Source organism: Streptomyces flavusporus, from assembly GCF_046267975.1.
In the GTDB taxonomy this organism is placed as follows: Bacteria; Actinomycetota; Actinomycetes; order Streptomycetales; family Streptomycetaceae; genus Streptomyces; species Streptomyces flavusporus.
Genome location: NZ_CP176503.1, coordinates 610,615 through 635,215, shown reverse-complemented (window position 1 = coordinate 635,215; position 24,601 = coordinate 610,615). Strand labels below are relative to the sequence as shown.

The following is a 24,601-nucleotide window of genomic DNA, read 5'->3' as shown; positions in this document are numbered from 1 at the left end:
CCCATGACGCAACAGGGAACCGACGTGAGCTGGGCGCTCCGCGATCTGGTGGAGAGCATCCAGGAGATCCGCTTCGCCCTCGTGGCCTCCAGCGACGGCAAGGCCATCACCTCCTACGGCGCCGACGACCCCGACGACGTGGACCGTTTCGCGGCCGTGGTGGCCGGCCTGCAGGCCCTGGCCCAGCCGGTCGCCGAGCAGTTCCCCACCTACGCGGGGCAGTTGCGGCTGGCGATGATCGAGGTCGACGGCGGTCACCTCTTCGTCGTCCGCGCCGGACTGGAGACGTACCTCGGCGTCCTCGCCCGCGAAGGCCTCGACCAGGGCCTGCTCGGACATCAGATGAGGGATCTGGCCCGCAGAATGGGTGAGCTCCTCGGCACCACTCCGCGCCTGGAGGAGCACTCTGGATGAGTGCTCCCCGCCGGCCGACGGACCCGTCCGGTCTCGAGCGCTACTACGTCCTCACCGGAGGGCGCAGCGGACCGGGCGGTTCGGCGTCGAGTCTCGACGTGGCGACCCTCATCGTCTCCGGAGCCGCCCCCGCCCCGGGCATGCAGCACGAGCACGCGGAGATCCTCCGGCGCTGTCGCGAGCCGCTGTCGGTGGCCGAACTCGGCGCCCATCTCCAACTGCCCTTCAACATTCTCGCGGTGCTGCTGGCGGACCTGCTCGAAGCAGGCCGCGTCGAAGCCCGTGACCCCATCCCGGCGCACGACGCCGGTCGCGGGCCCGACCTCGCGCTCCTTGAGGAGGTACTCAGTGGACTTGAACGGCTTTGACCGACCCGGCCGGCCGGCGGCCGGGGACACCCGCTCGGTGAAGGTGATGATCGCCGGCGGTTTCGGCACCGGGAAGACCACCATGGTCCGGTCGGTCAGTGACATCAAGCCCCTCACCACCGAGGAGACCCTCACCCAGGCCAGCGCCGACGTCGACCACCTGATCGGCGTCGCCGACAAGACGGAGACCACCGTCAGCCTGGACTTCGGCAAGATCAGCCTCAACGACAGCCTGGTCCTGTACCTGTTCGGCACCCCGGGCCAGGAGCGGTTCTGGTTCCTGTGGAACGGCCTGTTCAAGGGCGCACTCGGCGCGGTCGTCCTGGTGGACACCCGCCGCCTCGCCTCCAGCTTCCGCGCGATCGAGGAGATGGAGCGGCAGAACGTCCCGTTCGTCATCGCCCTGAACGTCTTCCCGGACTCCAAGGAACACCCGATCGAGGAGATCCGGGACGCCCTCGACATCTCCCCGCACACCCCGATCGTGGCCTGCGACGCCCGCGACCGGACCTCCAGCCGTGACGTACTCGTCGCCCTGATACGTCACTTGAAGGAACGCTCGGCCGTCGCAGTGGAGTCCCGATGAACGACCAGACCTTAAACGGTCTCGACGCCCCCCGCGGGTGCCCCGTCGCCCACGGTTCCGCCGACCTGACCCGCCTGTACGGGCCGGAGGCGGCGACCGACCCGGCCGGCATCTACGAGCGGCTGCGCAAGGAGCACGGCCCGGTCGCGCCGGTCCTGCTCGAGGGTGACATCCCGGCGTGGCTGGTCCTCGGCTACCGCGACAACCGGCGGGTGCTGGACAACCCCCGCCAGTTCACCCGGGACGCCCGGATCTGGCGGGACTGGCGGGAGGGCCGCGTCGAGGAGACCTCCCCGCTGATCCCGATGGTCGGCTGGCGCCCCGACTGCGTGTCCCAGGACGGCGAACCACACCGCCGGCTGCGCGGCGCCGTCACCGACGGGCTGCAGGCCGCGACCGCGCGCGGGATCCGGCGCCACGCCACGCACTTCGCCAACAAGCAGATCGACGCGTTCGCGGACGCCGGCAGCGCTGACCTGGTGGCCGACTACGCCGAGTATCTGCCGATGCTCATCCTCACCCGGGTCCTGGGGCTGGCCGAGGGGGAGGGGCGCCGACTGGTCGAGTCCAGCGCCCAGGTGCTCAAGGGCGGCGAGGACGCCGTCGTGCACGACGAGCGCATCAGGCAGATCCTCGGTGAACTCGCCGAGCGCAAGCGCACCGAACCCGGAGCCGACCTCACCACCGCCCTGCTGGAGCACCCCGCCGCTCTGGACACGGACGAAGTCGTCAGCCATCTGCGACTGGTGCTGATCGCCGGGCACACCACGACCAGCAATCTGCTGGCCCGGGTGCTGCAACTCGTCCTCACCGACGTCTCCCGGCTCTCCGGTCTGGTCAGCGGGCAGTTGACCGTCTCCGCGGTGGTGGAGGAGGTCATGTGGGACACCCCGCCGCTGGCCGTCCTGCCGGGGCGGTTCGCCACCGCCGACCTGGAACTCGGCGGCTGCCCGGTCAAGGAAGGCGACCTCCTCGTCCTCGGCCTCGCGGCGGGCAACGTCGACCCGGAGGTCCGGCCCGACGAGGAGGTGTCGGTGCAGGGCAACCAGTCCCATCTGGCGTTCAGCGCCGGCCCGCACGAGTGCCCCGGGCAGAACATCGGCCAGTCCATCATCGAGATCGCCGTGGACGTCCTGTTGCACCGGCTGCCGGGACTGCGCCTGGCGGTGCCGCCGGAGGAGCTGACCTCCACCGCCTCCACCTGGGAGTCACGGCTGGACCGTCTGCCGGTGGAGTTCCCCGTCTAGGGCCTGTCCGGCCCTAGCACCGTTGCCCGGTCGGGTGAGCCGACCGGGCAACAACCATCAGAAGGTCACACGGCCAGCAGGTCGTCCACCGACCCCCGCCCGGCCAACTCGGCGGTGGCCACGGGGCCTTCCTTCGCCGCCGCGTACCGGCCGGTGGTCAGCGCCCACTCGTAGTTGCCGTTGATCCAGTGCCGGATGGCCTCCACACCCATCCCCACCCGGGCCCGCTCGTCCTCCTCGAGGCCGAGTTCCTGGCACATCCGCGGGACGTCGGACTCCAGCTCGAGGTACTCGTCGAGACAGCCGGCCGTCATGCGGTACGCCTCGTCAGCCGCCTCCTGCCAGGAACAGCCGCGCTCGCGGTGCAGCACGGCTATGAGGTTGTGGCCGTCGCCGCGGCGCCGCTCGCGTTCGAAGGAGTGGATGTCGTTCATGAAACCGATGGTGTCCGCTGCCAGATCCCGCATCCGCTCCATCAGTGGATGCGCCATCGCCTGCGCCGGCACCTCGAAGCGGCGGCTGCGCTCACCGGCGTCGATGCTGTGGTGGATGCCGACCGTACGGCGCCGGAACGCGACGTACGCGTCGAGCTCCAGGGACCCGGCCAGGCCCTGCGCGGCCAGGTCGACCTCCTCGACGTGCGAGGCCAGGAAACGTCCCCAGGAGGTGGCGAACCGCGTCCGCCATGTCAGGGACATGTCATCCGAGAGCCGTTCCCAGACCTCGGACCAGGCCACAGTGATCGGACAGAGCACTCGTGGCCGGCTGCCCGCCGGGCGCAGCGGCGTCACGATGAGCTCGCGCGCGACCTCCGCGATCCGGTCGGCACGGTCGGGCCGGCTCGCGTCGAACTGGTCGTCGAAGAGGAAGGCCAGCGAGAACCAGTTCATCAGGACGACCATGTCGTCCGCCGAGGCGTACGGGTAGGTGCGGGCCGCGGCCTGCGGCAGGTCCCACGACTGGTACTCCTCGAACCCGGCCTCGCTGCGCACCAGTTCCATGTCCCACACCCACCGCAGATGGCGCTCGCGGGCGTACTCCAGATGGTTGCTGACAGGGGTCGTGAAGGGCAGGTCGAAACGGACGTCCTGAGGCATGCGCTTCCTTTCGGGAACGGAACGCAGAGTCCCCCCGCCCTGCGAGCGGGCGGTCGCGCGACCGCCCGCGCCCTCGAACTGAGCTTCCCTGGCCGAAAGTTGACCCGAGAAGCGGTACGAGGCTGCCCCGAGCGTAAATGATCTACACCGTGACCCGGCCGTGATCTGGGTTACTGTTCAAGCCACTTGAGCTGCGTATACTCCCTCGCCCCACACCGGTAACACCGACGCGTACCGGGACCGAAGGTGTGGTTACGGCCCCATGCTGAGGCGCGCCGTGCCGGTCGCCGCCGTGTCGGCCGAGTCAGTCCCGGCCGCCCTTCTCCTTGGTCGGCCATACGCCGGTCGAGCGCGCGATGGCCTTGGCACCCGTGCGGTCCACCGCGCTGCGCACCGCCGCGAAGATCGCTCCCTGGATGGCGGCGGCCAGCAGGATCTCCCCCCAGCCGCGGTCCGGGTCCAGCGCGTCGGGCGCGTCCTCCTCGTGCCGCAGCGCCATCCACGTCTTGCGGAAGGCGAGGCCCGCCAGCGCACCACCCGCATAGCCCAGCACCCATCCGACCGGCTGGTAGGCGAGGGGGAATTTCTTCTTCTTGCTCTTCTTGGCCACCGTGGTCTCCTCGGTTGTCGGTGTACGGGCTGCGCCGGCTGCATGGTTCAGGGACGGCCGGCGGCCGGGACCTCCTCACCCGGACGGACCGGCCCCGGCGGTGTGCCGTCCCCGAACGGACGGCCGCCGAGTTCCTCGCGGTGATGCGGGGTCAGCCAGCCGGACAGGTCGGGTCCCAGCGGCACAATCCTGGTCGGATTGATGCCGGTGTGCACCTGGTGGTAGTGCCGCTTGATGTGGTCGAAGTCGACGGTGTCCCCGAAACCGGGCGTCTGGAAGAGATCGCGTGCGTACGCCCACAGCACCTGGTTCTCCGTCAGCTTCCAGCGGTTGCACTTGAAGTGGCCGTGGTAGACCGCGTCGAAGCGGACCAGCGTGGTGAACAGCCGGATGTCCGCCTCGGTGATCGTGTCGCCGACCAGATAGCGCTGCCGGGCCAGCCGTGGCGTCAGCAGCTCCAGCCGCCGGAAGACGTCCGAGCAGGCGGCCTCGTACTCCGCCTGCCCGGTGGCGAAGCCCGCCCGGTACACACCGTTGTTCACGTCCTCGTAGACGTTCGCCATCACCTCGTCGACCTCGTCGCGCAGCCGCTCCGGGTACAGGTCGGGTGCTCCCTCCCGGTGCAGGGACGTCCACTGGGTCGCGAAGTCCAGGGTGATCTGCTGGTAGTCGTTGGTGACCAGCTGCCCGGTGGGTACGTCCACGATCGCGGGCACGCTGACGCCGCCCGGGTAGCCGGTCTCCCGCTTGTCGTAGGCCTCGCTGAGATAGCGGATGCCGAGCACCGGGTCCCGTCCGTCCGGGTCCAGGGTGAAGCGCCAGCTGCGGTCGTCCTGGATCGGATCGGCGATGGCCAGCGACAGAGCGGCATCCAGCCCCAGCAGTCGCCGGGAGATCACCGCCCGGCTCGCCCATGGACAGGCACGGCTGACGACCAGCCGGTAGCGGGCCGCGGCCACCGGCCAGCCGTCCCGGCCGTCCGCGGTGATCCGGTCCGCGAAGTGGCTCTTGGACCGCCGGAACGACTTCCTGCCGTACGCGCTGTTGCCGTCGCCCCCGGCACTCATGACCTGTCTCCTTCCCAAGGGGGCATGTACTGACCACCTGGTTCCCCGAGTTCCCCCCTTTCCGCTCACAGCACGGTGTGACCCGCGCCGACCGGGGCAGTCGGCGATGATGAGCGGGACAACCACGCACACACAGCACGACCGCGCCCCGGACTGCACGCCGGACCGCGGGCAGACGCCCAAGGCCGACCGCAGGACGCGCCTGACCGTGCTGGTGGCGCTGGCGGCCAACCTGGTGATCGCGGCCGCCAAGACGGTCGGCGGACTCGTCGCCGGGTCCCCCGCCCTGCTGTCCGAGGCCGCGCACTCCGTGGCCGACAGCATGAACGAGGTCTTCCTCCTCGCCGCCCTGCGCCGCAGCCGTCGCCCCGCCGACCGGCGTCACCCCTTCGGCTACGGCAAGGAACGGTTCTTCTGGTCACTGCTGGCGGCCGTCGGGATCTTCGTCATGGGCGGCTGCTTCTCCTTCTTACAGGGCTTCGAGGCGCTCAGGAGGGACACCGAGGACAGCTTCGGCGGCTATGTGGCCGGCATGATCGTGCTCGGCGTCGCCCTGCTCGCCGAGGGCGTCTCCCTACTGCGGGCCCTGTACCAGCTGCACGGGCAGGGCGCCGCCGACGGCCTGCGCGATCCGGCCCTGCGCACGGTGATCGCCGAGGACGGCACCGCGGTACTCGGGGTGACCCTCGCCCTCGCCGGCATGGCGGTGCACATGGCCACCGGTCAGGTGGTGTGGGAGGCGTCCGCCTCTTTCGCCATCGGCGCGCTGCTCGTCTACGTCGCCTACCGGCTGGGCCGGGACGCGCGCGACCAGTTGATAGGCGAGGCCGCCGACCCGGAGGCGAGCGGCAGGATCCGGGCGCTGCTGCAGGCGCAACCCGAGATCGACAGCGTGGAGGCGCTGCTCACGATGAAGACCGGCATCGACTCCACGCTGGTGGCCGCCCGCATCGACCTGGTGCCCGGCTTGGACAGCGAACGGGTCGAGGAGGTAGCCGTACGCATCAAGCGGTCGATCGCCCGCACGGTTCCCGAGGCGGACCAGATCTTCCTCGATGTGACCGACCGGCCCGCGCGGGAGACACGCGAAAGCCCCGCCGCGACGGGGGAACGCGGCGGGGCCTGAACTGCGAGTGCCCGCCGTACGGCGCTTCATGCACCCCGGGCACGACAATCTGCGAATTTTCTCCGGGAGACGGCGGGATCAGTCCCCGTCGACCGGTTCGAGGACGAAGACCGGGATCTCGCGGTCCGTCTTCGTCTGGTAGTCGGCGTACGGGGGATAGGCGGCCACGGCGCGTTCCCACCACTCGGCCTTCTCCGCGCCCGTGACCTCGCGGGCTGTCATGTCCCGCTTGACCGGGCCGTCCTGGAGCTCCACGCGCGGGTCGGCCTTGACGTTGTGGTACCAGACCGGGTGCTTGGGCGCCCCGCCCAGCGAAGCGACGACGGCATACCGCCCCTCGTGCTCAACGCGCATCAGCGGAGTCTTGCGGATCTTGCCGCTCTTCGCGCCCCGAGTGGTGAGCACGATGACGGGCATCGCGGTGCCCTGCAGGGTCGTTCCCTTGGTACCGCCGGAACTCTCGTACAGCTCCACCTGCTCGCGCACCCACTGCGTCGGGCTGGGTTCGTACTCACCCTCAAGAGGCATGGCCACCGTCCCATCGTCGCGTTCCGGAGCCGTCAGACACGGCTCACTGGTACCGAGGCTAAACAGCGACAGGCGAGAGTTTCATCCACGACGGCCGATGTTGCGCCACAGGCATTACCTCGCGGGTCGTTGCACCGGCGGCCGGTTGGAGTGCGCGCGAAGCCGTACGCTCGGCTCGGACCCCACTCAGACGGCAGGAGCAGCAACGATGCAGTACGTGAAGCTCGGTTCCACGGGCCTGGACGTGTCGCGGATCTGTCTGGGCTGCATGACCTATGGCCTTCCCGACCGCGGCGTGCACGAGTGGACCCTCGACGAGGAGGCCTCACGCCCGTTGATCCGGCGGGCACTGGAGGCCGGGATCACCTTCTTCGACACGGCGAACGTGTACTCGGACGGCACCAGCGAGGAGATCGTCGGCAAGGCGCTGCGCGACTTCGCTCGCCGGGACGAGATCGTGCTCGCCACGAAGGTGCACGGCCGGATGCGGCCCGGCCCCAACGGCGGCGGACTGTCCCGCAAGGCGATCATGACCGAGATCGACCACAGTCTGCAGCGCCTCGGCACCGACTACGTCGACCTGTACCAGATCCACCGCTGGGACCCGTACACGCCGATCGAGGAGACGATGGAGGCGCTGCACGACCTGGTCAAGGCGGGCAAGGTGCGCTACATCGGGGCGAGTTCGATGTACGCCTGGCAGTTCTCCAAGGCCCAGTACACCGCCCAGCTGCACGGCTGGACCCGGTTCGTGTCGATGCAGAACCACTACAACCTCCTCTACCGCGAGGAGGAGCGCGAGATGCTGCCGCTCTGCGCGGACCAGGGCGTCGGCGTACTGCCCTGGAGCCCGCTGGCCCGCGGCCGCCTCACCCGCGACTGGGGCACCACCACCGAACGCAGCGCGGCCGACGGCTTCGGCAGCCGCCTCTACCCGGAGGGCGACCGCACGATCGTCGATGCCGTCACCCGGATCGCCGGCGACCGCGGCGTGCCCCGCGCCCAGGTGGCCCTGGCCTGGCTGCTGCACCAGGACACGGTGACGGCACCGATCGTCGGTGCCCCCAAGCCGCACCACATCGATGACGCCGTGGCCGCCGTCGAGCTGGAGCTGACCGACAAGGAGATCGAGGAGCTGGAGCAGCCCTACACGCCGCACCCCGTCAGCGGGCACTGACGGGCGGCGCGGTCAGTGCGGCCCGGGCGGTGCGAACTCGGTGCCGCACGGGCCGCCGCCCTCGCTCTCCGGCAGCGGCACGCGCTCGGCGTCCATCGTCAGCGTGCGGTAGTAGCCGCCGATGCGCTCGGCGGAGCGGCCGACGTAGTGGCCGATGAACGAGCGGCGGAACCGGTCCTCGGTGCGGTTCGGCTCGGAGCCGTGCACCAGGCTGCCGTTGAAGAACAGGACGTCGCCCGGCTCCATGTCGACCGGCACCGTCGCAAGGCCGGGCGGCGGCGGTACGTACTCCCGTGCGAAGGACACCTCGGCGTCCGCCTCCTCGGGGCAGAAGATGTCCATCCGGTGCGTGCCGGGCACGATCTCCAGCCCACCGTTGTCCCGGCCGATCACATCGCAGGCCACCCAGGCCGCCACGCAGGTTCCCGGCTCGACCCGCAGATAGAAGTTGTCCTGGTGCAGCGCCTGGCCGCGCGCACCCGGCGGCTTGAAGTAGAACATGCTCTGCGCGGCCAGTACCTCCTCACCGAACAGCGTCTCCAGCACGCCGCGCAGCCGCGGGTCCAGCAGGAGACGCAGCGCCACCGGGTTGATCTCGTGCGGCTGCATCACCCTCGGGTAGGCGGCCAGTGGATCTTCGGGCGCGCCGGGCGGGACCGTGCGGGGCTCGAAGTGCCCGGGCACGGGCCCGGCCGCGTGCAGCGCCGCGAACTCGGCGCACAACCGGTCGATCTCGTCGTACCCGAACAACTTCCGGACGACCGTGAAGCCGTCCTCCTCGAACCGTGCGCGTCCCTCCTGGGTCAGGATGGGAGAACCGGCGGCGCCGATATCCGTGGCTGTCATGCGTCCACTCCTCGGTGAGGTGTCACTGGTCCATCACGCTAGGCCGACGCGCGGTCCGGGAGGATGCCCATGAGCGCTGACGACTTGCCCGGGACTGCCGGGGACGGCGTCCCGTCCCCGCCGCCCGGACTGGTGGTGGTCGGCCACTTCGACCAGTCTCAGGGCTACGCCATCGACCGGCCACGCGGGTCGGACAGCTGGCTGTTCACCTGGACGACGGGCGGTCAGGGACGGCTGCGCCAGGGCAGTGCCGAGACGCGGGCGGGCGCCGGGGACCTGGTGGTGCTCGCCCCCGGGGTGCGGCAGGGCTACGGCGTGGCGCCCGGCGCACCGCACTGGCGCTTCTGGTGGGCGCACTGCCCGGCCCGGCCGACCTGGTCGTCCTGGCTGCGCCCGTACGACGTGGGCGACGGCGTGTACGTCGTCACCCCCGTCCCGGCCGGGCTGCACGGCCGCGTCGAGTCCGCCTTCCGCCGTATGCTCGCCGACGCCCGCTGGACCGGTGCGGAGACCCCGCCCGCCACCGCGCCGGCGGACGACCGGGTCACCATGGCGCACGGCACCGCCGCCCGGGAGCTGGCGCTGTGCGCCCTGGAGGAGGTCGTCCTGCTCACGGCCGCCGCCGCGCGCCCACCGTCGCCGCCGCCCGGTGTCGACTCCCGGGTGCGCCGGGCCCAGGCGCTGATCGCCGCCGACCCCGGCGCCCCGCACACCGTCCGCTCACTGGCCGGCAGCGTCGCCCTGTCACCCTCCCGGTTCGCGCACCTGTTCACCCAGCAGCTCGGCCAGTCACCGATGCGGGCTCTGCGCGAGGCACGCCTGCGGCACGCGGCCCGGCTGCTGGAAGGCACCGACCTGTCCGTGGAACGGGTGGCCGCGGCCTCGGGCTTCGCCAGCCCGTTCCACTTCAACCGGGTGTTCCACGAGCGCTACGGCACCCCGCCCGGTGCCTACCGCGCGCGGCACCGGTGAACCTCTCAGGGCCTGTCCGGCGGATCAAGCTCCAGTACCCGCCTGGAACACCGTGAGGGAGATCTCCGACTCGTTGCCCGCCACAGGCACCTCTTCCGCGGTCCACTTCACCGTCAGCGGATCCCGCTCGTCCGGCGGGGTCACGAGCAGTGAGGCCGGCTCGGCCGTGCGGGCGCCGCTGATCTCTGGGCTGGCGTACGACAGTCCGGCCCAGGCGCTGTCGCCCGGTGCCAGGGTGACCGTGGCGGGCGAGCCCGGTTCGCGTTGCGGGTCGGGCCCCAGCTGCCGGCCGGACGCGTCGACGAAGGCGGCGCCCGGATAGCCGTACAGGGTGCAGGTGCGCGACGAGGTGTTCGTGAGGACGATCGGGAAGTTGCGCTGCCCGGCGCCCGGGTTGTTGCGGCCGACCGAGGCGCGGAGCTCCGAGGTGTGGCAGCGGGTGCCGGGGGCGGGCTCGGGGGCGGTGGATGCGCTCGCGTCGCTCGGAGGGCTCGCCGAAGAGGTGTCCGGGGCGGACGTCGTGGTCGGTGTCGCCTGCCGTGGGCTGCTCGTCGTGTCGTCGGCCTCGCCGCCGCAGCCGGCCAGCAGGCCCAGCACCGTGACCGCGCTCGCGAGGAGCGCCGCCCGGCGCATGGCGAGGAAGGGGTGTGCGGACGGGGACGTGGGCGTCATGTTCCTCAACACTCCCGGACGTTCGCCGATGCGTACGTATGGGCTCCTTGTGCCCTGTCCCGGGCACCCGATGCGAACCGGGGCCGGAAAAGCCTCACTCCTCCGCGAGCAGGTTCAGCTCCGCCCAGATCGTCTTGCCCTCGGGCGTGTGCCGGCTGCCCCAGCGCTGGGTGACCTGGGCGACCAGGAGCAGCCCGCGGCCGCCCTCGTCCCACATCTTCGCGCGGCGCAGGTGCGGCGCGGTGTGGCTGGCGTCGGACACCTCGCAGATCAGCGTCGACTCGTCGTGGATCAGCCGCAGCCGGATGGGGTGCGAGCCGTATCGGATGGCGTTGGTGACCAGCTCGCTGACCACCAGCTCGGTGGTGAACGAGGCCTCGACCAGCCCCCAGATGCCGAGCTGGTCGGCGACCTGCTTGCGGATCGGGGCGACCAGCGCAGGATCGACCGGGATGTCCCAGGTCGAGACCTGCGACTCCGGCAGCCCGTGGGTACGCGCCAGCAGCAGCGCCACGTCGTCGCAGGCGCTGCCGGTGGGGAGCAGGGTGTGCAGGATCCGGTCGCAGGTCTCGTCCAGTGACCCCGTGGACGCCGACAGGGCCTCGCGCAGCAGTCCGAGGCCTGCCTCGACGTCCCGAACGTGGGACTCGATCAGTCCGTTGGTGAAGAAGGACAGCACGCTGCCCTCGGGCAGGTACAGCCAGGCCGCCTCGAACGGCAGCCCGCCCAGGCCCAGCGGCGGACCGGCGGGCAGCTCCACCTCCTGGGCCGCACCGCCCGGCAGGACCATGACCGGCGACGGATGCCCTGCCCGGGCGAACGTGCAGCACCGGGACACCGGGTCGTACACCGCGTACAGGCAGGTCGCGCCGACCTCGCCGGGGTCGCTGACGTCGGCGCTGGTCTCCTCCGACAGCCGGACGACCAGGTCGTCGAGGTGGGTGAGCAGCTCGTCGGGGGCGAGGTCGATGTCGGCGAGCGTGCGCACGGCCGTGCGCAGCCGGCCCATCGTGGCCGAGGCCCGGATGCCATGGCCGACGATGTCACCGACCACCATGGCGACCCGCATCCCGGACAGCGGGATCACGTCGAACCAGTCGCCGCCCACCTCGGCCCGGGCCGCCGGAAGGTAACGCGAGGACGCCTCCAGGGCGGCCCTGCGCGGCAGTGACTGCGGGAGCAGGCTGCGCTGGAGGGCGAGGGTGGTCTCGCGCTCGCGGGTGTAGCGGCGGGCGTTGTCGATGCAGACGGCGGCGCGTGCCGTGATCTCCTCGGCCAGGAGCTGGTCGTCCGGCGTGAAGGGGTCCGGGCGTCGGAAGCGGGTGAGGACGGCGACGCCCAGCGTCGTGCCGCGGGCTCGGATCGGCACGGACATCGTGGCGTGGATGCCGTACCCCCTGACCCGCTCCATCCGGGCCTTGTCCCAGGTCAGCCACTGGGTGAGGTCCTCGGAGGGGGCTTCCGCGACGATCGTCCGGCCGGCCAGCACGGAGTCCGCCTGGGGCGAGGAGGCGGAGTACACGTCCAGCTGGCCCGGTTGGACCACGGCCTCGAAGCTGTCCGGATCGACCGACTGATGGGCCGCCCGGCGCAGGGTGATCGGCGCCGTCGGGGGCTCCGCGGAGGGCTCGCCCCCGGCCTCCGACGGCTCCAGCAGGTCGACGCTGACGAAGTCGGAGAGGGAGGGAACGCAGACATCCGCCAGCTCCTGCGCCGTCCGGATGACGTCGAGTGTCGTGCCGATGCGGATGCTCGCTTCGTTGACCAGGTGGAGCCGCTCGCGTGCCAGGTACTGCTCGGTGAAGTCGTGCACGGCGACGCACACACCGCACACCCGCCCGGCGCCGTCGGTGATCGGCGTCATCCGGGCCATCCGGGCGTCGACCCGGCCGTCGTCGCCGACCGGCACGTGGGTGTGGACATCGTGCCCCTGGCCGGTCGTGAGCACGTGGTGCAACTGCTGCTCGAACTCCTCGCCCTGAGTTCTGGCGAGGAACTCCGTCACCCGCAGCCCCCGGACGCGCTCCTCGGGCAGCCCGATCAACGCGGCCATGTCGGCGTTGATCCGGTACACCCGGAGCCGCTCGTCGTGGATCGCGACGGCGCAGGGAGTCTGGAGAAGGCTGGCCTTCTCCAGTGGATCGTCGGCCGGTCGGTCCCGGTCGCCCTCCAGAGGTGTCACGACGAGCCAGTCGCCGGTGCCGCCGTCCGGTCGCTGCTGATGGTGAGCGAGCAGCCACACGGACACCGTACGGCCGTTCCGGTGGCGCAAAGTGAGCGTTCCGTCGCAGCGGGATTTGCGGAGAGTCGGCGCCGTGCCCTCGACCAGCTGTGCGGCGGGGCGTCCCACGACCTCGTCGGCCGTCCAGCCCAGCAGCCGCCGCGCGCCTTCGCCCCACTCGGTCACGGTGCCGTCGCGGTCGATGACAGCCCGGGCCGTGGCGGCCTCGTCGAAGGGGTAGACCGGGCTCATCGTCGTCACTCCATCGCGCATACGCACAGTGAACGGTTGGGCCACTTCAGTTCCAGCCCAGTGCGTTGTGGTCCCGCGTGTACCGGGCACGGGGCCACCCCGGGCACTCCGGGTCAAGAGGCAGATTCGGCCGATGTGACCCGTGGGGCAGAAGTACATCCCCGACCCTTGACGGGCATGTGTGGCAGCCCGTCAGAATCTGTTTGTTCACGATCAGTTGTGAGTACTTCTGGGCCCTGATGAGGGAGAGCCGCCATGTCGGTCACTCGCAGATCGGTTTTGATCACCGGTACGGCCGCACCGGCCGCCGGAGCGCTGCTCGGCGGGCCGGGCGCACAGGCAGCCGAGGCCGCCGCCCAGGTCACGGGCCGCCACACCCTCGCCCTGCGCGACGGCTGGCGCTTCGCCCTGGTCGACCCGGGCGGCATCACCGACCCGACCGGCGCGTACGCCGGCGCCGCTGAGCCCGGCTACGACGACTCGGGCTGGCGTGAGGTCGCGGTGCCGCACGACTGGAGCATCGAGTTCGCCCCGACCACCGAGCACGGCACCACCAGCGGCACCGGCTTCTTCCCCGGCGGACTCGGCTGGTACCGCCACACCTTCACCCTGCCACCCGCCCTCACGGGCAAGCGGATCTCGGTGGAGTTCGACGGCGTCTACATGGACTCGTACATCTACTGCAACGGCAAGGAGGTCGGCCGCCACCCCTACGGCTACACCGGCTTCGCCTTCGACCTCACCGATCTGGTGCACACCGACGGCAGCACCGAGAACGTGCTCGCGGTCAAGGTGCAGAACCGACTGCCCAGCAGCCGCTGGTACTCGGGCAGCGGCATCTACCGCGAGGCCCGCCTCGTCGTCACCGAGCCGGTGCACGTGGAGCGCTGGGGTACGTACGTCACCACTCCCGAAATCACCGAGGAGCGTGGTGTCGTACGTGTGCAGACCTCGGTGGTGAACGCCTCCGGCGGCGGCGTGGATGTCGAGATCGTCTCGCGGCTCGTCGATCCCGGCGGCCGTACCGTCGCCCGTACGTCCTCCACGGTCCCCGTCACCGACAAGGCGACCGAGACCCATGAACTCACCGTCGACGAGCCGAAGTTGTGGGACTCCGACACCCCTCACCACCGCTACACCCTGAAGACCGAACTGCGCGTCGGCGGCAGAACGACCGACACCTACCGCACGACCTTCGGCTTCCGCACCTTCCGCTTCGACCCGGACGAGGGCTTCCACCTCAACGGCGAGTACCACAAGATCAAGGGCGTCGACCTCCACCACGACCTGGGCGCCCTGGGCGCCGCCGTCAGCATCGATGCGATCCGGCGGCAGATGACCATCATGAAGTCGATGGGCGTCAACGCCTTCCGCACCTCCCACAACCCGCCCACGCCGGAGATGATCCAGATCTGCGAGGAGATGGGCATCGTGATGCTGGTGGAGGCCTTCGACTGCTGGCGGACCGGCAAGACGAGGTACGACTACGGCCGGTTCTTCGACGAGTGGGGCGAGAAGGACGCCACCGAGATGGTCCTGGCGGCCCGCAACTCGCCCGCCGTCCTGATGTGGTCCATCGGCAACGAGGTCCCCGACTCCACCTCCACCGCCGGGCTCGCCATGGCCGACCGCGTCATCAACGCCATCAGGGCCGTCGACGACACCCGCCCGCTGGTCATCGGCTCCGACAAGTACCGCCGCCTGCCGGTCAAGGGCTCGGCGGCCGATCTGATGCTGGCCAAGCTGGACGGGCTGGGCCTCAACTACAACACCGCCAAGTCCGTCGACCAGTTGCACGCGGCCTATCCCCACCTGTTCCTCTTCGAGTCCGAGTCGTCCTCCGAGACGTCCACGCGCGGCACCTACCAGGAGCCCGAGCGCCTCAACACGGGCGAGAACTACACGCCGGGCAAGCGCGCGACCTCGTCGTACGACAACAACCTCGCCTCCTGGACCATGAGCGGCGAGTACGGGCACAAGAAGGACCGGGACCGGAAGTGGTTCGCCGGGCAGTTCCTGTGGTCGGGCATCGACTACATCGGCGAACCCACGCCCTACGACGTCTTCCCGGTCAAGGCGTCCTTCTTCGGCGCGGTCGACACGGCCGGCTTCCCGAAGGACATGTACTACCTGTTCCAGAGCCAGTGGATCAGCGAGCCCATGGTCCACCTGCTGCCGATGACCTGGAACCACGCGGAGGGCGACACGGTCGAGGTGTGGGCGTACTCCAACGTCGACACCGTGGAGCTGTTCCTCAACGGAAAGTCCCTCGGCACGCGGACGTTCGACACCAAGAAGACCGTCGACGGCCGGGTCTACCTGGAGACCACCGAGGCGACCGGCGACGACAAGACCTACACCGACGGTCCCTACCCCGGCAGCTACACCAGCCCGAACGGCAGCGCCGGCAAACTCCACCTCACCTGGAAAGTGCCGTACCGGCCGGGCGAGTTGAAGGCGGTGGCGCGCCGGGACGGCAAGGTGGTCGCCACCGATGTGCTGCGCACGGCCGGTGCGCCGAAGGCCGTACGCCTTACCGCCGATCGCAAGTCCCTGGCCGCCGACGGCCGTTCGCTGGCCTTCGTGACCGCCGAGATCGTCGACGCCCGTGGTGTGGTGGTGCCCGACGCCGAGGACCTCATCTCCTTCGAGGTGACGGGCGGCTCGCTCGCCGGGCTCGACAACGGCCGGGAGGAGAGCGCCGAGCGCTACCAGGCCGGCACGCGTACGGCCTTCCACGGCAAGGCGCTGGCGATCGTACGGTCCGGTACGAAGCCGGGCTCCCTGAAGGTGACGGCACGGGCCGAAGGCCTGCGGACGGGCAGCGTGACCGTGAAGACGACTCCCGCCCGGTCGGCCGCCCTCACCCCGGCCGCGGTGTTCGAGCCCGACTACCCGGCGCTGCCGAACTACCCTCACGCGAACGCCAGTTACTCGGGTCGTCCGGACACCCTCCCGGCCGCGATGCTCGACGGCGACCCGGCCACCGGCTGGTCCAACGGCTTCCACAAGGCGGCCACGGCCCTGCTGCCCGCCTTCGACGGAGCCCGGGCCGAGGACTGGGTCTCCGTGGACTTCGGCCGGACACGGACCATCGACCGGGCCGAGGTCTCCTTCACCGTGGACGCGACGCACACCCTGCCCGCGTCGGTCGAGGCCGAGGTCTGGGACGGGCGCCGGTACGTTCCGGCGGAGGGGGTGGCCGTGGATTGGGCCACTGCCTCGGACGCGCCGACGGTCATCACCTTCGACGCCGTACGCGGCTCCCGGCTGCGGCTCACCCTGGCCAGCGCTCACCCGGGGGAGGCCCGAGGGGCGGTGCGGATCAGCAAGTTGGAGGTGCCCACGAGCTGAGCCGATGAGCGGTCCGGGCGGGAACCAGTCCCGTCCGGACCGTTGACGGGGTGTCATGCCGCCAACAAGCATGGCTGCGTCCGTCTCTGGGAGCGCTCCCATCGCGAACGTCACCCGTACCTCCCCCGAGGAGCAGACGTGAAACGACGCAGAACCACCCTGTTGTCCCTGACGGCCCTGCTGGCGGCGGGACTCACCGCACTCCCGGCCGCACCGGCCGGCGCCGAAGAGGTCGAGCAGATCGAGAACGGCACCTTCGACACCACCACCGAGCCGTGGTGGACGACGAGCAACGTCACCGCGGGCCTGTCCGACGGGCAGCTCTGCGCCGATGTGCCCGGCGGCACCACCAACCGCTGGGACGCCGCCGTCGGCCAGAACGACATCGCCCTGGTGAAGGGGGAGTCGTACCGCTTCTCCTTCACTGCCGACGGCTCGCCCGAGGGGCACGTGGTGCGGGCGATCGTCGGCCTGTCGGCGGCGCCGTACGACACCTACTTCGAGGTGACGCCGGAGCTGAGCGTCTCCGGGAACTCGTACTCGTACACCTTCACCTCGCCTGTCGACACCCCGCAGGGCCAGGTCGCCTTCCAGCTCGGCGGCAGCGCGGACGCGTGGCGCTTCTGCATGGACGACGCCTCCCTGCTGGGCGGTGTACCGCCCGAGGTGTACGAGCCCGACACCGGGCCGCGGGTGCGAGTGAACCAGGTCGCCTATCTGCCGGCCGGGCCCAAGAACGCCACGCTGGTCACCGACGCCACCGGAAAGCTGCCCTGGCAGCTGAAGAACGCGTCCGGAGCCGTGGTTGCCCAGGGGTGGACCGTGCCGCGCGGCACCGACGTCTCCTCCGCCCAGAACGTCCACTCCATCGACTTCGGCGCCCACCGCAAGCAGGGCAAGGACTTCACACTGGTCGCCGACGGAGAGACGAGCCGCCCGTTCGACATCGGGACGGCCGCCTACGAGCGGCTGCGCCTCGACGCCGTGAAGTACTACTACACGCAGCGCAGCGGCATCGCGATACGGGACGACCTGCGCCCGGGCTACACCCGCCCCGCCGGGCACGTCGACGTCGCACCCAACCAGGGCGACGGTGCCGTGCCCTGCCAGCCGGGCGTGTGCGACTACACGCTCGACGTCACCGGCGGCTGGTACGACGCGGGCGACCACGGCAAGTACGTCGTCAACGGCGGCATCTCCGTGTGGGAGCTGCTGAGCACGTACGAACGCGAACTACTGGCCCGCACCGGGGAGTCGGAGAAGCTGGGCGACGATACGCTCGCCATTCCGGAGAGCGGCAACAAGGTGCCGGACATCCTGGACGAGGTCCGCTGGGAGCTGGAGTTCCTGCTGAAAATGCAGGTGCCCGCGGGTCAGCCGCTGGCCGGCATGGCGCACCACAAGATCCACGACGAGCAGTGGACGGGCCTGCCGCTGATGCCGCACGACGACCCGCAGAAGCGCGAACTGCATCCGCCGTCAACGGCGGCGACCCTGAACCTGGCGGCGACGGCCGCGCAGGCGGCGCGCCTGTACAAGCCGTACGACAGGGAGTTCGCGGCGAAGTCCCTGGCCGCCGCCCGCAAGGCATGGTCGGCGGCGCTCGCCCATCCCGACCGGTACGCCTCCGAGAGCGACGGCATCGGCGGCGGTACGTACGCCGACAGCAACGTCACCGACGAGTTCTACTGGGCGGCGGCCGAGCTGTATCTCAGCACAGGTGAAAAGGAGTTCGCGGATTACGTCCTCAACTCCCCGGTCCACACAGCCGACATCTTCGGCCCCCTCGGTTACGACTGGGCCAGGACCGCGGCAGCGGCCCGGCTGGACCTGGCGACCGTGCCGAGCAGGCTGCCCGGCCGGGACAAGGTGCGCCAGTCCGTCGTCAAGGCAGCGGACCGCTACCTCGCCACGCTGAAGTCACACCCGTACGGAATGCCGTACGCCCCCGACAACAACCTCTACGACTGGGGCTCCAACCACCAGATCCTGCACAACGCCGCCGTCATCGCCACCGCGTACGACATCACGGGCGCCTCGAAATACCGTGACGGCGCGCTGCAGAGCATGGACTACCTCTTCGGCCGCAACGCCCTGAACATCTCGTACGTGACCGGCTACGGCGAGGTCAACTCCCACAACCAGCACGCCCGTTGGTACGCCCACCAACTCGACCCGAACCAGCCGAACCCACCGATCGGCACGCTCGCCGGCGGGCCGAACTCGAGCATCCAGGACCCCTACGCACAGAGCAAACTCCAGGGCTGCGTCGGCCAGTTCTGCTACATCGACGACATCCAGTCCTGGTCGACGAACGAGCACACGATCAACTGGAACTCCGCCCTGACCCGGATGGCGTCCTTCATGGCCGATCAGGGATGACCGCTGAGGTTCAAGGCGTAGGGCGAGTCTCCCTGGAACAGCACCGCCGCGTCGTCGCCGTTGACGCGGCGGTAGCTCAGGTCCAGCCCCTGTGTGCCGCGCCGGGCCGCGTAGCCGGTGAGCAGGCGGACCGCCTTGTCCCGGCCGTGCACGGGACGCAGCCCGGCCCTGCGGTTCCCGCCGCTGTCCGTCCACACCGTCGCGTCCGGCGCGAGGACCTCCATCAGCGCGGCGATGTCCCCGCCGAGCGCGGCCCGCACGAAGCGTTCCGTCGCCTCCCGCCGCACCCGCGGATGCGCCCAGTAGCGCGGGCGCCGGGCCCGCACATGGGCGCGTGCCCGGCGGGCCAACTGCCGGACCGCCGCCGGGCTGCGGTCGATGATCTCCGCGATCTCGGTGAGGTACGTCTCCCGGCGGCGGCTGATCGCGGCGCGACGCGCCAGGGCGTGGTTGACCGCGATGCGCACCAGGTACGCGCGCGGACTGGCGATGCGGTCGGCGGACTCGGCCCTTGTGCGGGCCGACCACGACAGCCAGGTCTCCTGAAGCACGTCGTCGGTGTCGGCGACGCTGCCCGGCATCGTGTAGACGATGCCGAAGAGCAGCTCGCGATGGCCGACGAAGACGTCGGTCGCGTCGTGCGTCTTGGGCACGGGGCGGTCCGAATGTGACATCGGCGCTGCCGAATGTGACGTACCTCTCAAGGATTTTGAGCGCTCTCTGGCTGTCCGGTACCTACCCCGATCCCTGCTGAGCTGGGGATATTTACGAGTAAGTACCCGCGCGGTACCGTGATGTCATGCCAGCCCTCAACGTGGAGTTCAGTGATCGTGAGCTGGAGGACCTGCGGCAGATCGCCAAGGAGCGCGGTACGTCGATGAAGGCCCTCGTGCGTGAGGCGGCCGCGGCCGACATCGCCCGGCACCGGGCGCTGCAGGAGGGCGCCGAGGCCTTCCGCCGGTTCTTCGCGGCCCACGCCGACGAGTTCGCGGCCGCCTTCCCCGACGACGAACCGCCCGCAGGCGGCGAGGGACGGGCCGCCTGACCGATGGCACCCGCCCTGCACATCGACGTGCCCTGGCTGCTCCAGCGCTACGAGGAGGTCCTGCCGGACCAGCCGACGATCAACGACTTCTCCGCACTGGTCGCCGCCGTCGCCCGGCACCGCGTCGATCCGCCCCGCCTCGGCGTGGACTCCGACCCCGCCTGGCGGGCCGCCGCACTGCTGCACACCCTCGCCCTGCTCAAGCCCCTTCCGTCGGCGAACGCCCGTTTCGCCTGCGCGACGGCCGTGGCGTACATGTTCGTCAGCGGCGTCGGCATCGACCCGCCCTACGGGGCGCTGGTGGACCTGGCCCGGGACCTGATCGACGGCAAGACCGACGTCTACGGCGCCGCTGACCGGCTGCGCTCCTGGCAGATCTGACGCGCCCGACCCGACCGCCCCGCCCGCCCCCGGGACCGCCGGCCGAGGGCGGGAGGAACAGGGCCGGCGGCCGCCTCACGCAGAGGAGCCGCCGTCCTGCGCGGGGGCCCAGGCCCTGTCGGCCTGGCGAGAGAGGCCGGTTCCATCCAACTGCTCGGCCGGAGGTGTCGGGAGCGTGCGCGGCACCCTGTCGCGTGCGTCGGTTTCACACGGGGCGTATGGAATGGTGAATGGCCGGGTCGGCGGCGTGAGTTACCATCGAATCTGACCTTATTTCAGTGTGGCTGATGTTGCCCAAGTGCCTTGTTGGCCGTGAGCGCGATGTGCAAGGGTGAACCACCCGGCGGGGGGAGTAATGGCCGGGCACATTCGCACTTCGGTGAACCGGTCGTGCGAAGCGCCAAGGGTGAATTCACGCTCCCCGCACCCCGCCAAAAGGTACGCACCAACCCGGGCTCCTTTTCGGCGGTCAGAACCCTCGTGTACCACCTGCGTGGGAAGGAATCCGCTCAGTGCCCACCCCCCACCCCCCTCGCCCTCCTTACCCGCCGTCCGGCGGGGATCCCGGAGAATCCGACGAGTCCCTCGCCGCCCGGCTGAGAGGGGCGTCGGATGTCGAAGTCGCCCATTCCACCGCCCTGCTGATCGCCCGGCACTGGCCGTCGGTCCACTCCTACGCGGTCGTCTGCCTCGCCTCCTCGGCGAACGTTGCCGCCATGGTGACCGCGGCCGCCTTCCATCAGGTCTTCGACCGTCTCACGCTGGGCGAGCCGGGCACCGCGCTGCGTCCGCTGCTTCTGGTGACCGTGCGGGACACGGTCCGGCGGTGGGCCTCGGAGGAGCGAATATCCGGTGTACTGCCGGAGTTGCAGAAACCCGCGGGGGGCCGTGGTATGCGGGCGGCCAAGTCCATGACGCCCGAAAACCGCAAGCTGGCCGAGCGCGCATTCCAGGCCCTTCCCGGACCCGCCCGGTGTCTGCTGTGGCACACCGAGGTCGAGGGGGAGCCGCTCGACTTCCCCGCCGGACTCCTCGGCATGGACACCGACACGGCGTCGGCCACCCTCGAACTGGCCCGGGACAAATTCCGCGAGGGCTGTGTACGGGCCCACCAGGAACTCGCACCGAGCAAGGACTGCCGTTTCCACAACCGTCTCCTCGACGTCCCGATCCGCCGCGGCAGGGCACTGCTGCCGGACGTTCAGCAGCATCTCGCCGAGTGCCGCCACTGCCGGAACGCAGCCGAACAACTGAGCCATTTCGAGGCCGGGTTGGACGTTCTGCTCGCCGAGGCGGTGCTCGGCTGGGGCGCCCGTCGCTACCTCGAGTCGCGACCGGGCCGCACCCCGCACCGACCGCGTGCGCGCGGTCGGCGCGCCGCCCGGCACTCCGGACGGGGGAGAGGAACGGCACGCCATCGCATCCTGGACCGCATTCCGATCCCGACCGTGGCGAGCCGCTCCTCGCGGGCCGTGCGCACCGGAGTGGGCATCGTCTCCGCCGCCCTGCTCGGCACCGTCCTCGCCACCAGCCTGTCGTCCTACGACGGCGACACCGACACCACGGCCTCCGCCGGCGCCAACGACGACCGCGACTCCGCACCCGGCACCGGCGCTCAGGCCCCGCCCACCGTGTCCGCCACGCCGCCCGGCACCGCCCAACTCCCCACCGCACCCCGGCAGACCAGGCTGCGCAACGCCGCCGCCGACCTGTGCCTCGACCTGCGGGACGGGGCCGAGACCGAGGCCGGTACCGGGACCGAGCTGGCGGTGTGCTCGGCCGACCTGACCCAGCAGTGGACGTACGAGAACGACGGGCTGCTGCGCAGCGTGGCCGACCCCGACCTGTGCCTGGACTCGCATGCGGACGCCGGTGTCGTCATCCTCGGCACGTGTGCCGCCGCCAGGAGCGAGCGGGGCGACGACGTGCGCTACGACCTCACCGTCCGCGGCGAGTTGCTGCCTCGCTGGGACGAGCAGCTCGCGCTCTCCTCCACCGCCGGTGAGCCGGGCGCCGACATCGTCGTCAAGGTCCGCGACGGCTCCACCGCCCAGCGCTGGCTGACCGACCCCGAACCGGCCGACGCGGGGTCCCTGTCGGTCGCGGAGACGACCGATCCGTCCACGCGACCGGTGGGGCTGTCGGGCGGTTCCTAGCCGCCCGACAGCCCGGCCTCCCGACTACGTGCGGGAGAGTACCAAGACCGGGGCCCTGAGCAGCCGCAGGGCCCCGATCGCTGCGACGACCGCGAGGACGTTCTTCGCACCGGTCAGGCGGACTCCTCGACGAGGTCGGCGGGTCCGACGGTGGCGGGTGTGGCGTGCCCGGACAGGGCGAGGGTGAGATCGAGTTCGGCGAGCAGACAGCGGATCACATGCTCAACGCCCGCCCGGCCGTCGAGTGCGAGACCGTACGCGTACGGCCGGCCCACCAGGACCGCCTGTGCGCCGAGCGCGAGTGCTTTGAAGATGTCGTCGCCGGTGCGCACCCCGCTGTCGAACAGCACCGTCAACCGGTCACCGGCCGCCGCGACGACCCCGGGCAGCGCGTCGGCCGCGGCGACGGAACCGGCCACCTGGCGTCCGCCGTGGTTGGACACCACCACGCCGTCCATCCCGGCGTCGGCGGCGGCCCGGGCGTCGTCCGGGTGCAGGACGCCCTTGAGGACGATCGGGCCGTCCCAGTTCTCCCGCAGGAACGCCAGGTCCGGCCAGGTCTTGGCGGGGTCCGCGAACATGCCGACGAAGTGCATCACCGCCGCGTTCGGATCCTCGTGGACCGGCTTGGCCAATCCCGCCTGAAAGGCCGGGTCGGAGAAGTAGTTGGCGGTGCCCACGCCGTGCAGGAACGGCAGATACGCCTGGTCGAGATCGCGCGGCCGCCACGCGAGCAGCGGGGTGTCCAGCGTGACGACCAGCACGCTGAACCCGGCAGCCTTCGCCCGGTTCAGGAAGCTTCGCGTCACCTCGCGGTCCTTCGCCCAGTACAGCTGGAACCAGCGCTCGGCGTCGCCCATCGCCTCCGCGACCTGCTCGATGGGGGTGCTGGACGCCGAGGACAGCACATACGGCACGCCCTGCGCGGCGGCGGCCCGGGCGGCGGCCGGCTCGGCGTCCGGATGCATGACCGACAGCACGCCGACCGGCGCCAGTGCCAGCGGGGCGGGCAGCGGGCGGCCCAGCACCTCGACGGACAGGTCCCGCTCGTGCACGTCCCGCAGCATCCGCGGCACGATGCGGCGCCGGTGCAGGGCCGCCCGGTTGGCACGGGCGGTGCTGCCGTCCCCGGCGCTGCCCGCCACATAGCCCACGGGGCCCGGTCCGAGCCGCTGCTCGGTGAGCTCCTCCAGCCGTGTCAGATCGGTGGGCAGCCGCGGTACGGCTCCCGTCATCCCGTTCAGATAGATCTCGTACTGGAAGTCAGCCCAGTGCCTGGCCATCGCCCGGTCCCCGCCTCTCACCCTCGAGCCGCGTCGTCCCGACGATACTGGCGAGTAAGGGCACGTCCGTCCAGGGTGTGACTCAGGCCCGGACGGCCGACCGGTGCAGGATCCCGGCCAGTTCGCGCGGCTGGGAGAACATCGGCCAGTGACCGGTGTCCATCCGGACCAGCTCCCAGCTCTCGCTCTTGAGCAGCTTCTGTACGGCGTCCATCGGTTCGTCCCCGTCGAGCAGGCACTTGATGTACGTCACCGACAGCTCGCCCAGCGGGCGGGACAGGGCGGCCGGTTCGGTGAGGGAGGCGCCCGGGTGCGGGGTGGAGCCGTCGACGATCCGGGCGATCTGATCGCCCGTCAGGTCCTGGCCCGCGTAGTCGTCCGCGGTGAGCGGTGGCCAGAAGCCGCCGCCCGCCTCGATCGACGCCCGCACATGGTCGCTAGGCCGGCCAGAGAGGAACGACTCCCCGTCGACGGGCACGGTGGAGTCGACGAACACCACCCGGGCCAGCCGGTCTCCGATCCGCTCGGCTGCCTGGCCGACCGGGATGCCGGAGTAGCTGTGCCCGACGAGCACGACGTCCCGCAGATCGAGGCGCTCCACCTCGTCGACGATGTCCTGGACGTGTCTTTGCTGCCCGGCCGGCACGTCCCGCTTCTCGGCGAGACCGGACAGGGTCAGCGGGTGGACGCCGTGTCCGGCCGCCCGTAGCTCCGCCGCCACCTCGTCCCACGCCCACGCGCCCAGCCACGCACCTGCCACCAGTACGAAATCGGTCATGGTGGCAAGGTAGCGGCAGGGTCCGACAACGGCCCGGCG

General features: G+C 70.8%; 22 protein-coding genes. 12 read left to right on the top strand and 10 right to left on the bottom strand.

The genetic code is table 11. The features are described 5' to 3' along the window. Positions 1-3: 3 nt before the first annotated feature. The 4 genes from ACKTSN_RS03235 to ACKTSN_RS03220 are packed head-to-tail and all read left to right on the top strand — an operon-like array spanning position 4 to position 2,615. Complete coding sequence (locus tag ACKTSN_RS03235; RefSeq protein WP_129803323.1) at positions 4-414, top strand: roadblock/LC7 domain-containing protein; 411 nt, start codon at positions 4-6, stop codon at positions 412-414. Next, a complete protein-coding gene (locus ACKTSN_RS03230; RefSeq protein WP_385267627.1) occupies positions 411-782 on the top strand; it encodes a DUF742 domain-containing protein in 372 nt (123 codons plus the stop codon). Before ACKTSN_RS03235 ends, ACKTSN_RS03230 begins: the two co-directional genes overlap by 4 nt. Continuing rightward, entirely contained in the window at positions 763-1,368 is a 606-nt protein-coding gene (locus ACKTSN_RS03225; protein WP_409467681.1) for a GTP-binding protein, read from the top strand. The genes ACKTSN_RS03230 and ACKTSN_RS03225 overlap by 20 nt, the downstream gene beginning before the upstream one ends. Beyond that, a complete protein-coding gene (locus ACKTSN_RS03220; RefSeq protein WP_409467680.1) occupies positions 1,365-2,615 on the top strand; it encodes a cytochrome P450 in 1,251 nt (416 codons plus the stop codon). The genes ACKTSN_RS03225 and ACKTSN_RS03220 overlap by 4 nt, the downstream gene beginning before the upstream one ends. Positions 2,616-2,680: 65 nt before the next feature. Here ACKTSN_RS03220 and ACKTSN_RS03215 read toward each other — a convergent pair whose 3' ends face one another. From ACKTSN_RS03215 to ACKTSN_RS03205, 3 genes are all read right to left on the bottom strand, one after another. Continuing rightward, positions 2,681-3,712 (bottom strand): 7-epi-alpha-eudesmol synthase, encoded by a 1,032-nt coding sequence (locus ACKTSN_RS03215; protein ID WP_409467679.1) that lies wholly within the window; start codon positions 3,710-3,712, stop codon positions 2,681-2,683. Positions 3,713-4,016: 304 nt separating this feature from the next. Then, positions 4,017-4,322: a DUF4235 domain-containing protein gene (locus ACKTSN_RS03210; protein WP_129803329.1), complete on the bottom strand. Its 306-nt coding sequence runs from the start codon at positions 4,320-4,322 to the stop codon at positions 4,017-4,019. 47 nt (positions 4,323-4,369) lie between these two features. Then, positions 4,370-5,389, bottom strand: a complete 1,020-nt coding sequence (locus ACKTSN_RS03205; protein ID WP_409467678.1) for a glutathione S-transferase family protein — start codon at positions 5,387-5,389, stop codon at positions 4,370-4,372. A 109-nt stretch (positions 5,390-5,498) separates the two neighbouring features. On the opposite strand from ACKTSN_RS03205, the gene ACKTSN_RS03200 reads away from it, so the two are divergent. Next, entirely contained in the window at positions 5,499-6,515 is a 1,017-nt protein-coding gene (locus ACKTSN_RS03200; RefSeq protein WP_409474724.1) for a cation diffusion facilitator family transporter, read from the top strand. A 78-nt stretch (positions 6,516-6,593) separates the two neighbouring features. On the opposite strand, the gene ACKTSN_RS03195 is transcribed toward ACKTSN_RS03200, so the two are convergent. Continuing rightward, complete coding sequence (locus tag ACKTSN_RS03195; protein ID WP_409474723.1) at positions 6,594-7,043, bottom strand: nitroreductase family deazaflavin-dependent oxidoreductase; 450 nt, start codon at positions 7,041-7,043, stop codon at positions 6,594-6,596. 208 nt (positions 7,044-7,251) lie between these two features. On the opposite strand from ACKTSN_RS03195, the gene ACKTSN_RS03190 reads away from it, so the two are divergent. Next, positions 7,252-8,220: an aldo/keto reductase gene (locus ACKTSN_RS03190; protein WP_409467677.1), complete on the top strand. Its 969-nt coding sequence runs from the start codon at positions 7,252-7,254 to the stop codon at positions 8,218-8,220. A gap of 12 nt (positions 8,221-8,232) precedes the next feature. Here ACKTSN_RS03190 and ACKTSN_RS03185 read toward each other — a convergent pair whose 3' ends face one another. Then, positions 8,233-9,066, bottom strand: coding sequence for a phytanoyl-CoA dioxygenase family protein (locus ACKTSN_RS03185; RefSeq protein WP_409467676.1), 834 nt, complete (start codon positions 9,064-9,066; stop codon positions 8,233-8,235). Between the two features lie 69 nt (positions 9,067-9,135). Between ACKTSN_RS03185 and ACKTSN_RS03180 the strand changes: the two genes are divergently transcribed. Next, positions 9,136-10,038: a helix-turn-helix domain-containing protein gene (locus tag ACKTSN_RS03180; protein ID WP_409467675.1), complete on the top strand. Its 903-nt coding sequence runs from the start codon at positions 9,136-9,138 to the stop codon at positions 10,036-10,038. Positions 10,039-10,062: 24 nt separating this feature from the next. On the opposite strand, the gene ACKTSN_RS03175 is transcribed toward ACKTSN_RS03180, so the two are convergent. Continuing rightward, a complete protein-coding gene (locus tag ACKTSN_RS03175; RefSeq protein WP_409467674.1) occupies positions 10,063-10,710 on the bottom strand; it encodes a DUF4232 domain-containing protein in 648 nt (215 codons plus the stop codon). A 94-nt stretch (positions 10,711-10,804) separates the two neighbouring features. Further along, positions 10,805-13,183, bottom strand: coding sequence for a SpoIIE family protein phosphatase (locus ACKTSN_RS03170; protein ID WP_409467673.1), 2,379 nt, complete (start codon positions 13,181-13,183; stop codon positions 10,805-10,807). A gap of 255 nt (positions 13,184-13,438) precedes the next feature. On the opposite strand from ACKTSN_RS03170, the gene ACKTSN_RS03165 reads away from it, so the two are divergent. Both ACKTSN_RS03165 and ACKTSN_RS03160 read left to right on the top strand, forming a co-directional pair. Then, positions 13,439-16,537: a glycoside hydrolase family 2 TIM barrel-domain containing protein gene (locus ACKTSN_RS03165; RefSeq protein ID WP_409467672.1), complete on the top strand. Its 3,099-nt coding sequence runs from the start codon at positions 13,439-13,441 to the stop codon at positions 16,535-16,537. Between the two features lie 138 nt (positions 16,538-16,675). After that, complete coding sequence (locus tag ACKTSN_RS03160; RefSeq protein WP_409467671.1) at positions 16,676-18,919, top strand: glycoside hydrolase family 9 protein; 2,244 nt, start codon at positions 16,676-16,678, stop codon at positions 18,917-18,919. Here the strand turns inward: ACKTSN_RS03160 and ACKTSN_RS03155 are convergent. Continuing rightward, on the bottom strand, positions 18,910-19,593 hold the full coding sequence (locus tag ACKTSN_RS03155) for a sigma factor (protein WP_409467670.1): 684 nt from the start codon (positions 19,591-19,593) through the stop codon (positions 18,910-18,912). The two genes, ACKTSN_RS03160 and ACKTSN_RS03155, sit on opposite strands and share 10 nt — an antisense overlap. Positions 19,594-19,718: 125 nt before the next feature. Between ACKTSN_RS03155 and ACKTSN_RS03150 the strand changes: the two genes are divergently transcribed. The 3 genes from ACKTSN_RS03150 (at position 19,719) to ACKTSN_RS03140 (ending at position 22,501) form a co-directional block, all read left to right on the top strand. Beyond that, positions 19,719-19,964, top strand: a complete 246-nt coding sequence (locus tag ACKTSN_RS03150) for a hypothetical protein (RefSeq protein WP_129803775.1) — start codon at positions 19,719-19,721, stop codon at positions 19,962-19,964. 3 nt (positions 19,965-19,967) lie between these two features. Continuing rightward, positions 19,968-20,345 (top strand): toxin Doc, encoded by a 378-nt coding sequence (locus tag ACKTSN_RS03145; protein WP_409467669.1) that lies wholly within the window; start codon positions 19,968-19,970, stop codon positions 20,343-20,345. Between the two features lie 512 nt (positions 20,346-20,857). Next, positions 20,858-22,501 (top strand): ricin-type beta-trefoil lectin domain protein, encoded by a 1,644-nt coding sequence (locus ACKTSN_RS03140; RefSeq protein ID WP_409467668.1) that lies wholly within the window; start codon positions 20,858-20,860, stop codon positions 22,499-22,501. Between the two features lie 113 nt (positions 22,502-22,614). Here ACKTSN_RS03140 and ACKTSN_RS03135 read toward each other — a convergent pair whose 3' ends face one another. Beyond that, positions 22,615-23,784 carry a lactate 2-monooxygenase gene (locus ACKTSN_RS03135; RefSeq protein WP_409467667.1) on the bottom strand — a complete coding sequence of 390 codons (1,170 nt, stop codon included), beginning with the start codon at positions 23,782-23,784 and terminating at the stop codon, positions 22,615-22,617. A gap of 82 nt (positions 23,785-23,866) precedes the next feature. Next, positions 23,867-24,562 (bottom strand): alpha/beta fold hydrolase, encoded by a 696-nt coding sequence (locus ACKTSN_RS03130; protein ID WP_409467666.1) that lies wholly within the window; start codon positions 24,560-24,562, stop codon positions 23,867-23,869. Between the last annotated feature and the right edge of the window lie 39 nt (positions 24,563-24,601).